Annotated in this window: 12 protein-coding genes and 1 rRNA gene; all 13 read right to left on the reverse strand. The window is 29.5% G+C overall.

Annotated elements, in window-relative coordinates; all coding sequences use genetic code 11:
- On the reverse strand, window positions 1-123 hold a 123-nt coding region (locus tag ACRCZX_RS00050; protein WP_438580924.1), incomplete at its 3' end, for a GTP-binding protein.
- A gap of 95 nt (window positions 124-218) precedes the next feature.
- Window positions 219-2,300 carry an elongation factor G gene (fusA, locus tag ACRCZX_RS00055; protein WP_438580914.1) on the reverse strand — a complete coding sequence of 694 codons (2,082 nt, stop codon included), beginning with the start codon at window positions 2,298-2,300 and terminating at the stop codon, window positions 219-221.
- Window positions 2,301-2,333: 33 nt separating this feature from the next.
- On the reverse strand, window positions 2,334-2,804 hold the full coding sequence (gene rpsG, locus ACRCZX_RS00060) for a 30S ribosomal protein S7 (RefSeq protein ID WP_438580915.1): 471 nt from the start codon (window positions 2,802-2,804) through the stop codon (window positions 2,334-2,336).
- A gap of 28 nt (window positions 2,805-2,832) precedes the next feature.
- Complete coding sequence (gene rpsL, locus ACRCZX_RS00065; RefSeq protein ID WP_023051095.1) at window positions 2,833-3,201, reverse strand: 30S ribosomal protein S12; 369 nt, start codon at window positions 3,199-3,201, stop codon at window positions 2,833-2,835.
- Window positions 3,202-3,321: 120 nt separating this feature from the next.
- Window positions 3,322-5,223, reverse strand: coding sequence for an ABC-F family ATP-binding cassette domain-containing protein (locus ACRCZX_RS00070; protein WP_438580916.1), 1,902 nt, complete (start codon window positions 5,221-5,223; stop codon window positions 3,322-3,324).
- A gap of 68 nt (window positions 5,224-5,291) precedes the next feature.
- Window positions 5,292-6,629, reverse strand: a complete 1,338-nt coding sequence (locus ACRCZX_RS00075; RefSeq protein WP_438580917.1) for a sodium/glutamate symporter — start codon at window positions 6,627-6,629, stop codon at window positions 5,292-5,294.
- A complete protein-coding gene (moaC, locus tag ACRCZX_RS00080; protein ID WP_438580918.1) occupies window positions 6,622-7,092 on the reverse strand; it encodes a cyclic pyranopterin monophosphate synthase MoaC in 471 nt (156 codons plus the stop codon). Before moaC ends, ACRCZX_RS00075 begins: the two co-directional genes overlap by 8 nt.
- A complete protein-coding gene (locus ACRCZX_RS00085; protein WP_438580919.1) occupies window positions 7,076-7,864 on the reverse strand; it encodes an XdhC family protein in 789 nt (262 codons plus the stop codon). Before ACRCZX_RS00085 ends, moaC begins: the two co-directional genes overlap by 17 nt.
- Window positions 7,833-8,537: a selenium-dependent molybdenum cofactor biosynthesis protein YqeB gene (gene yqeB, locus ACRCZX_RS00090; protein ID WP_438580920.1), complete on the reverse strand. Its 705-nt coding sequence runs from the start codon at window positions 8,535-8,537 to the stop codon at window positions 7,833-7,835. The genes ACRCZX_RS00085 and yqeB overlap by 32 nt, the downstream gene beginning before the upstream one ends.
- 1,378 nt (window positions 8,538-9,915) lie before the next feature.
- Complete coding sequence (locus ACRCZX_RS00095) at window positions 9,916-10,125, reverse strand: hypothetical protein (protein WP_438580921.1); 210 nt, start codon at window positions 10,123-10,125, stop codon at window positions 9,916-9,918.
- Between the two features lie 11 nt (window positions 10,126-10,136).
- Window positions 10,137-10,973, reverse strand: coding sequence for a hypothetical protein (locus ACRCZX_RS00100; RefSeq protein WP_438580922.1), 837 nt, complete (start codon window positions 10,971-10,973; stop codon window positions 10,137-10,139).
- 16 nt (window positions 10,974-10,989) lie between these two features.
- On the reverse strand, window positions 10,990-11,964 hold the full coding sequence (gene galE, locus ACRCZX_RS00105; RefSeq protein WP_438580923.1) for a UDP-glucose 4-epimerase GalE: 975 nt from the start codon (window positions 11,962-11,964) through the stop codon (window positions 10,990-10,992).
- A gap of 94 nt (window positions 11,965-12,058) precedes the next feature.
- Window positions 12,059-12,175: ribosomal RNA gene (gene rrf / locus ACRCZX_RS00110) — 5S ribosomal RNA — on the reverse strand.
- Window positions 12,176-12,180: the final 5 nt, after the last annotated feature.

A 12,180-nucleotide genomic window follows, 5' to 3' on the forward strand; every position in this document is an offset into this window, starting at 1 on the left:
TAATCCCATATCTGATAATACTTTTGAGATTGCTGCTGTTGTTGTTGTTTTTCCGTGGTCAACGTGTCCTATTGTTCCAACGTTAACGTGTGGTTTACTTCTTTCAAATTTTTCCTTAGCCATTTGAAATTGCCTCCTAGTTATATTTATATTTTTTGTTGCGACTCAATTTTGAGTCACAACATTATTAAATTTTTATAAAGATTAAAGATAAACTATTATCTTCCTCTCTCTTCTTGAATAGCTTTTTGAACTGATACTGGAACCTGAGCATAATCTTCAAATTCCATAGAGTAAGTTGCTCTTCCTTGAGATTTAGATCTTAAGTCAGTTGCATATCCGAACATTTCTGATAAAGGTACTTTAGCAGTTATTATCTTTGCTCCGTTTCTATCAGTCATTCCTCCGATCATACCTCTTCTTGAGTTGATATCTCCTATGATATCTCCCATGTACTCTTCTGGAGTAGTTACTTCTATTTTGAAGATAGGCTCAAGAATGATTGGTTTTGCTTTTATAGCAGCTTGCTTAAGTGCCATAGATCCAGCTATTTTGAATGCCATCTCAGATGAGTCAACCTCATGGTATGATCCATCATAAAGTGTAACTTTTAAATCTACCATAGGGTATCCAGCTACAACTCCTGCATCAAGAGCTTCTTTACATCCTTTTTCAACAGCAGGAATATATTCTCTAGGAATTGATCCTCCTGATATTTTGTTAACAAATTCGAAATCTTTACCTGGGTTTGGCTCAAGAGTAATCTTAACGTGTCCGAATTGTCCTTTTCCTCCAGATTGCTTAGCATATTTAACTTCTTGGTCTTGTTTCATACTAATAGTTTCTCTGTAAGCAACTTGTGGTTTACCAACTGTTGATTCAACTTTGAATTCTCTTCTCATTCTATCAACAATTATTTCTAAATGTAATTCTCCCATTCCTGAGATGATTACTTGTCCAGTTTCCTCATCAGTTTTAACTCTGAATGTAGGATCCTCTTCTGCTAATTTAGATAAAGCTAGACCCATTTTCTCTTGGTCTACTTTTGTCTTAGGTTCAACAGCTACTGAAATTACTGGCTCAGGGAACTCCATTTTCTCAAGAACGATTGGTGAATCTTCAGAACATAAAGTATCTCCTGTAGTTGTATCTTTCAATCCAACTGCAGCTGCAATATCTCCACAGTAAACAATTTCGATTTCTTCTCTTTTGTTTGCATGCATTTGAAGAATTCTTCCCATTCTTTCTTTTTTACCTTTTGTAGAGTTTAATACATAAGATCCTTTTGTAAGAACTCCTGAGTAAACTCTAAAGAATGTTAATCTTCCTACAAATGGATCAGTCATAACTTTGAATGCTAATGCAGCAAATGGAGATGCATCTGAAATCTCTCTAGTTATTTCTAATTCAGGATTTTTAAGATCAGTTCCTTTAATTAGTCCTTTATCTGTAGGTGCTGGCATATAAGTTATGATAGCATCAAGTAAAGATTGAACTCCTTTATTTTTGAAAGCTGTTCCACAAGTTACTGGTACGATTGTATTTGCTAATGTAGCAGCTCTTAAAGCAGTATTAATTTCATCAACAGAAATTTCTTCTCCACCAAAGAATTTTTCCATTAACTCATCAGAAGTTTCTACAACTGATTCAATCATAAAGTTTCTAGCTTCTTGTGCTTCTTCAAGTAATTCAGGTCTGATATCTTTAAGATCAAAGTTAGATCCGTTATCAGAATCTTTTGGCCATACAATTTCTTTCATTTCTAATAAATCGATAACTCCTTCGAAGTCATCTTCAGCACCGATTGGTAATTGAATAGGTACTGGATTAGATCCTAACTTGTCTCTAATATCATTTACACACATTTCGAAGTTAGCTCCTACTCTGTCCATTTTATTAAAGAAAGCTAATCTTGGTACACCATACTTATCAGCTTGTCTCCAAACTGTTTCAGATTGTGGTTGTACTCCGTCAACTGCTGAGAATACAGCAACTGCACCATCAAGTACTCTAAGAGATCTTTCAACCTCAACTGTAAAGTCCACGTGTCCTGGTGTGTCTATTATATTTACTCTGTAATTTTTCCAGAAACATGTCGTAGCAGCAGAAGTAATTGTGATACCTCTTTCTTGCTCTTGCTCCATCCAGTCCATTGTAGCGGCACCTTCGTGAACCTCTCCAATTTTATGAGCTACTCCAGTGTAGAATAATATTCTTTCTGTAGTAGTCGTTTTTCCTGCATCGATGTGAGCCATGATACCAATGTTTCTAGTCATTTCTAAAGAAACGCTTCTAGCCATTATGTTATCCTCCTAAATTTAAATTAAATAAAATTAGAACTTATAGTGTGCGAAAGCTCTGTTAGCTTCTGCCATTTTGTAAGTATCTTCTTTTTTCTTAATAGTAGCTCCCTCGTTGTTTGATGCTGCTATTAATTCTGCTGCTAACTTCTCTATCATTCCGTATTCTTTTCTTGCTCTTGTATAGATAGTTAACCATCTGATTGCTAGAGTTTGTTGTCTCTCAATTCTTACTTCTACTGGAACTTGATAAGTAGCTCCACCAATTCTTCTTGATCTAACTTCAATCTGTGGTTTGATGTTTTCTAAGGCTTGCTTAAATACATCGTACCCCTCTTGACCAGTCTTCTCTTTTATTAAATCCATTGCAGAATAGAAAATTCCTTCAATGATTGATTTTTTTCCATCTAACATGAATGAGTTGATAACTTTAGTTACAACTTTATCAGAATATCTTGAATCTGGTAATACATCTCTTTTTACTGCTGCTCTTCTTCTTGACATTTGCTGTCCACCTCCTTAATGATTATTATTATGCTTTTTTAGCTCCATATTTAGATCTTGATTGTTTTCTCTTAGCAACTCCAGCTGTATCTAAAGCTCCTCTGATAACTTTATATCTAACTCCTGGTAAATCTTTTGTTCTTCCACCTCTTACTAGAACGATTGAATGTTCTTGTAAGTTATGTCCTTCTCCTGGGATGTACGAAGTAACTTCGATTCCATTAGTTAATTTTACTCTGGCAACTTTTCTTAAAGCTGAGTTTGGTTTCTTAGGTGTAGTAGTATAAACTCTTACACACACTCCTCTTCTTTGTGGGTTTCCTTGTAATGCTGGTGATTTTTTACTCTCTTCTAGAGTTTGTCTTCCTTTTTTTACTAACTGACTTAAAGTAGGCATTTTACCCTCCTTCCTCGAATTTTTTATTTATTATTTTTAAATAATATTTAACTTTAGTATTATAATCGCTTTATTGCAAAAAGTCAAAGATAATTTTATGACTTTTTTTTTTAAAAAAAACTATTTTTTTAATTCTTCTAACTCTAAAGCTGTTTCATCCCAGTTTTCCATAGCTTCCAATATCTTTTCGTCTTTAGAATCTATCTCGTTTTGAATTTTTATTAATTCTTCTAAATTATTTTTTTCTCCAAAAAATTCATATTTTTTTTCTAAAGCATTCTTTTCATTTTCTAATTTTCCAATTTCATCTTCGAGCTTTTTATACTTCTTTTCTAGATTGCTGATTCTATTTCTGTTTCTTTTTTGCTCTTCGTAATTTAGACCAGCACTTTCATCTTTTTGTTTTATTATATCTTTTTGTGAAATATAACTTTCGTAATCGCCTTTAAATAAATTAGCTCCATCTTTATTAACTTCATATATACTTTTTACAACACTTTCTAAAAAATATCTATCGTGAGAAACAACTATTATTGTTCCATCATAATCTTCTAAAGCTTCTTCCAAAATTTCTCTAGAATATATATCTAAATGGTTTGTTGGTTCATCTAATATTAAGAAGTTTGGTTTTGAAAGAATAAGTTTCATAAAAGCTACTCTTGCTTTTTCTCCACCTGAAAGAGATTTTATTTTTTTATCTACATCATCCGAAGAAAATAAAAAACCTCCAGCTGTAGTTCTTGCTTCTTCATTACTTAACTTAAAATTAAATAATAATTCTTCCAATATTGAATTTTCCATTTTTAAACCTTGATGATTTTGATCATAATAACCTATTTTTACTCTTTCACCAACTTCTGCCTGTCCACTTTTAGCTTTCTCCAAATTATTAACAATTCTTAAAATAGTAGATTTCCCAACACCGTTTTTCCCAATTATCCCTACTCTATCTCCTCTATAAATACTTAAATCTAAATCTTTAAAAAGTTGTTTTTCTCCATAACTCATTGTTAGTTTCTTTAATTCTAAAACCTTATCAACACTAGGAGTTTCAATCTCAAACTTTAATTTTATTTTTCTAATTCCTATTATTGGATCATCAGCTTTTTCCATTCTATCTAAAAGTTTTTGTCTTCCTCTTGCTTGTTTGCACTTTTGACCTGCCTTATAACGTCTAACAAATTCTTCCATTTTTTTTATCTTATCTTGCTCTTTTTCAAAAGATTTTACTGCTCCAGATAAATATGCTTCTTTTTGAATAATATACTCTGAAAAATTACCTTTATAAGTTTTTAACACTTTAGCTTCTATTTCAAAAACTCTATTTATTATATTATCCAAAAAATATCTATCATGGGATATAACCATAAAAGCTTTTGGATAATCTTTCAAAAATTTTTCTAACCATTCAATTGCAACTAAGTCTAAGTGATTTGTTGGCTCATCTAATATTAGTAACTCTGGTTCTTCTAGTAAAATCTTTCCTAAAGCTACTCTAGACTGCTGACCTCCAGAAAGATCCTCTATTTTAGTTTTCCATATATCTTCTGCTATACTGAGCCCTATCAATATTTGCTTCACTTTATATTCAATTGTGTATCCCTCTTCCTGCTCATATTTACTACTTAAATGAGCTAACTCATTCATGTGTTTATCAAAATTATCTAAATCTGTAGCAATAAGAATATTTAAAACTTTTATTCTTTCATAATCTAACTTTAAACTAGAAAAAACACCCATCAATTCATCAAAAATTGTATTTTCTTTATTTAAATTTATACTTTGTGAAAGGTAACCTATTTTCAAGTTACCTTTTTTAGAAATTGTTCCTCTTTCATTCGTTTGTGGGTTGGGATCGCTATCATCTAAACCCATCAACATTTTTATCAAAGTAGATTTACCTGCTCCATTTACTCCAATAACTCCTATTCTATCTTTCTCATCTATTGAAAATGTAATATCTTTTAATAATGACTCTCCTGAAAAGCCCTTATACAAATTGTTAACACTTAATAAAGCCATAGTTAATCTCCTTTTCGAATAATTTATCCTTTTAATTATATCACAAGATTAAAAAAAAAGAATGGACTTTATACATCCACTCTTCTATTATAGTATTCTAAAAAAAATGTTGTTAAAGCTATCAAAATCAGCAAAAACCACATTGGATAAAAATAATTATATAAGTAGCTTAGTTGAATACAAAACACTATTAAAATTGGCCCCAATAATGCTGTTATTGAAAATCCTAAAGAATAGTCTTGTAATACTGGCGTTTCTAACTTTGGATCACATATCCTCAATAAAATTAATCCCGTTATAAAAACTCCTGTTGAAGTTCCAAATATTGATAAGGTTCTTTCTAATTCATAATCTTTAAAGTATCTTTTAGATAGTTTTGAAATTACTAGCCAAGTTATTACAAATCCCAAAGTACTTATTAATAATATTGGGAAAATATAGTTCATAACTCCTCTCAAAGGAATTGTCGCAACTGCTGCTGTTATTGAAAAGTCTATTAATGTTGCTGTTATTTTACTTTTAACTTTAACGTCAATACTCCATTCTGCTTTTTTTATATTTAAAATTTTCCAAACTATAAACATCAATACCATACCATAAGACCAAACTGTTATTTTAGATAAAATTGGTATGTTATAACTTTTAAATATATTTAATGTTAAAATAGAAATACCTGATACTCCAAATATTATTGCCAAATGATATGATAAAGTATCCAAAGATGTACTAAGCATTGTTTCTTTCCCAAAAGACAATTGTTTCTCTTTATCTTTTATATAACCTTGACTGTATTCCTTCAAAACTGAATCTCTTAATTTTGTTTTACTTTTAAATTTTATTTGAAATATTCCAAATAAAATTCCAAGAACCAATCCTAGTGTGGCTAGTGTTACTGTTACTCCTTGTGCTAGTTCCCAATAATCTGCTCCTAACTCTTTTAAAGTTCTAGCAACAACTCCTGATGTTCCGTGTCCTCCAGCAAAAGCTGAATTTAATTCAGCTCCAAAACTTTTATATAGTTTTATTTTTAATATTTTATCAAAAATAAAATTAATTATATATCCTAATAGAAGTTGTACAAAAGTCACTAGAAATAATATTCCTGCTGTATTCACAGTATTTTTCATCAATTTTGTAGATTTTTCAAATTTCATTCCCAAAGGAATTGAAACTAAAATTGGAATAATAAGTACTCCTGGAATACTTCTTAAAATAATTTCCCAGCTTGATGGTATTATCAAAAAATATTTACCTAGAATATTTGAGCTCAAAAAAAGTCCTACTAGTCCCCCTATTATCGAAGACGGTATAAATAAATTTTGAATAAATTTTATTTTATTTTTTATAATAAGACCAAGTAACATTAAAGTGCTTAAATATGCTGTTATATTTAAAAAATCATTCATTTGTAAAATCTCCTGATTTTCCACCTGTTTTTTTACATAATCTTATATTGTCTATACTCATATTTTTATCCATAGCTTTACACATATCATAAATTGTTAATAATGATGTTGATACTGCTGTTAGTGCTTCCATTTCAACGCCAGTTTTTCCAAAAGTTTTTACTGTTGCTGTTGCTTCAATTATTAATTCTTTGTCTTTAAATTTAAAACTAATTTCTGCTCCTGTTATAAATAGTGGATGACACATAGGAATTAATTCACTTGTTTTTTTAGCAGCCATAATTCCTGCTATTCTTGATATGCCTAATACGTCACCTTTTTGAATTGTTCCTTCTTTAATTTTTTTATATGTCTCTAAATTCATCGTTATTTCACCTTTTGTTACAGCTACTCTTTCTGTTTCTTTTTTTTCTGTTACATCAACCATAAAAGCTTTTCCTTCTTTATTAAAATGTGTTAGCATCTTCTAACCTCCTATGAATTAACTCACCATTATTTTTCACTTTTAATATTTCAGCCATAATTTCAATTGCAATTTCAAAAGGAGTTCCATCAGAAATTTTCAACCCTATTGGCGAATATATTTTTTCTTTTGGTATGATTTTCTTTTGTTCTTCTATATTTTTTTTTATTTCTATTACTTTTTTTTTACTTCCAATCATTCCTATATATTTACTTTTTTTATCTAAAATTGCAGCTAACGATTCTTCATCTGTAGAGTGACCTCTAGTTACAATTACAAAGTAAGTATTACTATTTTCTGGTAACTTTTTTATTATTTCAGAATAATCTCCAATCAAAATATCAGGAATTAAATTTTTACACTCTATTCTATCGTCTATTATTATTTTCTCAAAATCAGAATCTTTGATCACAGAATATAATTTTTGACCTATATGACCTGCTCCTACAATTACAATTCTATTTTTAGGGTTTATTATTTTTATATATCCTTCTACAGTTCCACCACAAGTCATTCCTAATTCAGCTTCTTTTGTCAAATCATATTTAAAGTCCATACTCAAATTATTTTCCAAAGCTTTTCTTGCGCTTTCTATAACTCTATATTCGATTAAACCACCACCAATACTTCCTATAAAATCTGTCATCCAGACACCCATTAAAGCACCTTCTTTTCTAGGCGTCGATCCTTTGGATTTAGTTAATGTTACTAGAGCTACACTTTGATTATTTTTTACAATTTTAAATATTTTTTCTAAAATATTCAATTCCATTTTTTACCTCTTTTTTTAGAATTTCACTTAAAATACCTTCTAAAACAGCTCCACCTAAACTTCTAGCTTTATCAGAAATTGTAAAACAATTGTTATACTCTTTTTTTCTGGGATCTATGTCTGCGATTTTTAATCCTTTTTCTACAATATAGTCATCATGTATTAGGCCTCGTAACAATCCATCTATTGTAGCAGTAACTTTTTTACCTTCAATAAATCCTATTGTTTCCCCTTTTTTCAAAAAATCTCCTATTTGTTTTTTACTTTTAAACATTCCTTTATTTTGAGCATATATAACTCTTTCTTTTGTAACACCAGCTACTTCTCCAGGAACCCCTGTATTTTCTAAAGCACATCCATAAGAAATTACTTTTCCTAAATTATGACCTCTCATGGTTTCTATAACAATATTAACGTCTTCACCAGCTATAAAACCTGGCCCTAAAGCAATTGTAATTGGAGCCATCTTTTTATTCGTTCCTAAATTTTTTTTTGCAATTATAGCATCTATTAGAATATCTGGATTTAATTTTTCTATATATTCCCCTTCTAAATCTACAACAACTGGAATAATTTTATTTTCCCAACATTTCTCAATTTCATCTATTGTTTGAACTTTTTTAGCTGTAACTCCCTCTAATAACGATAGGTAACTCTTTGAAGTTATCTCCAAGTTTTCCCCCGCTCCACACCGTGCATGCGACTTTCACCGCACACGGCGTTCCATCATAATCATATAAATTATTTATAATTAGAAAGTTTTTTTAGTATCTTTTGATAATTTTTATTGTCTTTATAGTAGTTTTTAGCATAATTACTTCTAAGTAGTTATTCCTTCATGTTCCTTTCATATCAACCACTGCAAATAAAAGTTACCTCTTTTTTTAATATATTTTCCTTTTACTTCACAAGTTAAGTTTTTTTGCTTTTTCCAGGAGGAAAATTTAGGAATTTTAAATTTACAAGCTTGTATTACTAAAAATATAATTTTTACTACAATTTCCTATTCTATTAATTAGATTTTTATTTACTATATACCCAATTTCTTCCAAATCTTTATTTACCATTGTTTCCATGCAATAATAGTTTTGAATTCTTAGTATTATTGAATTAAATTTAAGCGTTTCTGTCATAGATTGTTAAAATATGCCAAAGATCTCATTTTCGAATCACTCTTACGTATTTTTAGCCTTTTTTACTCATTATGATTTATATATTTTATCGCTTAATTCTTTTGTAATTCACTTAACTGTTTCATCTTTAATTTCTATTATATCATTTATGATTCCACCATTTGTTCCAGATATTTTACTCCTTTTATTTCTTTTAAATTTTCCAGTGGCTTGGCAAATATTTCTTTTATCTATTATCTTTTTTTACTAACACCATAGGTTGTTCTGTTTCCTTTTCATCTAGAAACTTTATTTTTTTGTTTAACCTATTAATTCTAAATTAAAATCATTTTAAGATTATTGACTTGGGGCTATCCCTCCATCACTTATTATCATGATTTCATCGGTACTGTGCCCCTACTCTCGCAAAACTAAAGAAATTTCGTTAAGTTAATTAACTTATATTCACCAACCCTCTAACTAGGTTTTCTGTTGTGTCTTGCTTTCCACGTTCCATATCTTTTATCATTGAACTCACTTAAGTAGCCACTTTGAGCCTGCAAGCTGAATACTGCCTTCAACAGTATAACGACTTTCATAAAAAAATTCTTACTTATCGCCACTTGCTCCACATTTTTGTGGTTACAACATTTCTATTGTATAGAACTTTAGACCCGTACATTCGCAACTTTGTCAGCACTTCCATGCATTCTTACCATATGAATTCGACTCCCGACCTATCATTACCTTGACCACCTCTGGTTCACATTTCCACAGCTTAACCTATTTGGGATAATTCTCAGCCGACTTTACCGAGCTTTATACAGTTAAATTTAGTTAGAATTTAATCGCATATCGGAGTATTAGAGGAAACATTTCGGGACGTTACTCCTTCATTCTACTTCTCAAAGATACAGTTCTCTGTTATTTCACTTAACTTTAAGCTACTTTTAACATGTCATAGCTTTTCACTACGAAACGTGTCGCACTAATTTGTTCTTCATTATATATACACTCTGAAAATGAAACAGTCCTTCTTATTGCACTTGGATTTTCTATTTCTAATACTAGTAATTTAAATCCACTTTTATATAATCTATAGATAACTCCTGTTGATAAATCTCCTGCTCCTCTAATAATTGTTAACATTTAAAGTCCCTTTACTTTTCAATAAAATCATTTTTATACTCCCAATAAGCTTTCTCAATTTTTTTTGCTATATTCCCAAATATTTTACAAGTATTTTCTATAAAATATTCATCTACAACGATTCTTTTCCCTTCTCTAAGACTAAAAATTTTTACAATCTCTTTTTCAATTGATTCAGGTATTTCAGTCATATAATCATGTAAGTAATCATTTCTTATTTTTCTGATAATACTTATAAATAGCTTTTCATTATTTTCCAGAAAAAATACTTTGTTTAATTTTTTTTCTATAAATAAAATGTAACTATTTAAATAAGACATATTCTTACTTTGAATTTCTTGTAGTTCTAAACTTTCATCATATGCTAAATCTTTCGTTATATTCTTTAATAAAACTTCAAAAATCATAAATATATTTAGAAGATTACTCATATGATGAATTTCTTTGAATGCATTATTATTTATAAAATAACACTTACTATATTTAGAAAAATCTTCATTGTTATTTCTTGTGGCTGTTAATGATTTCCTTGATATTTTTTGGTATTCTTTTAAAAAAATCGTATTCATTGTATACATTCTATAAATAGTTGTCATTCTAATTTCAAATTCTTCAAAAAATTTAGCATTCTTATCGTTTGTAGAAAAATATGGATTAGGTTCACAGGGAATAGTTTCTATTTGTATGCAAATCTCTTTTAAATAATCTCCATTCTTCTGTTCTTCATGTTCACATTTTTTACATCCACAATTTTGATTATTACATCTTAATAAATCATTTGTATTTACAGAATTTTTATTATTTATCATTTCTTCTTTTTTTCTAAAAAACCGTTTAAAAAAATCCATTATACTCCTCTAATTACTAAAGATTTTTATACCAATTCCAAGCTGTATCTATAATTTTAGCAACATCTACATATTTAGGTTCCCATCCTAAAACCCTTCTCGCTTTTTCACTAGAAGCTACAACTGATGCAGGATCTCCAGCTCTTCTTTCTATTACTTCAGATTTTATTTCTACTCCTGTTACTTTTTTTGCTGCATTTAACATTTGAAGAACTGAGAAACCATTTCCATTTCCCAAATTATAAATATCACTAATGTTTTTTTCTAAAGAAGGTAATGCTGCAATATGTGCTCTTACTAAATCTACAACATGAATATAATCTCTTATTCCTGTTCCATCTTCTGTTAAATAATCATTTCCATATATACTTAATTTTTCTCTTTCACCTTTTGCAGTTTGTAATATTATTGGAATTAAAGCTGTTACTCCATCTCCCTTTTGTCCTATTTGATATTTTTCATGAGCTCCTCCTACATTAAAATATCTAAATATTGAGTAATTTATATTATATGCTTTTGCTGCATCTATTATAACTCTTTCAGCCATTAATTTACTTGCTCCATATGGATTTATAGGATTTGTTGGATAATCCTCATAAACTAGGCCTTCACAGTCAACCTCACCATAAACTGCTGCTGTAGAAGAAAATATTATATTTTTAACATTATATTTTTTCATAATTTCAATTATATTCATTACTCCATATGTATTATTTAAATAATACATATTAGGTTCTATCATACTTTCACCAACTTTAATATATCCAGCAAAATTCATAACTGCATCTATTTTGTTATCTGAAAAAACTTTTTCAAACGTAGAGATATCCCTAATATCTCCTTTATAAAATTTAGCTCTTTTATCAACTAAATCCATATATCCATTTTCGAGATTATCTAAGACAATTACTTCATACCCAGAATCTAATAGTTCTACTACTGCATGACTACCTATATAGCCGGCTCCACCTGTAACTAATATTTTTTTCATAAAACACCCCTATAATTTAATTTTTCAACAATTAAATTATAACATATTTTTACAAAAAATAAAAAAAAACAAGAAATACAAAAAATAAAAAAAAGATTGGCAACTTCCTATCCTCCCAGGGGGCTGCCCCCCAAGTACTTTCAGCGTTTATGGGCTTAACTTCCAGGTTCGAAATGTTACTGGGTGTACCTCCATAGCTATCGTTGCCAATCAATA

The sequence above is a fragment of the Cetobacterium sp. genome (genome assembly GCF_051658645.1).
GTDB lineage: Bacteria > Fusobacteriota > Fusobacteriia > Fusobacteriales > Fusobacteriaceae > Cetobacterium_A.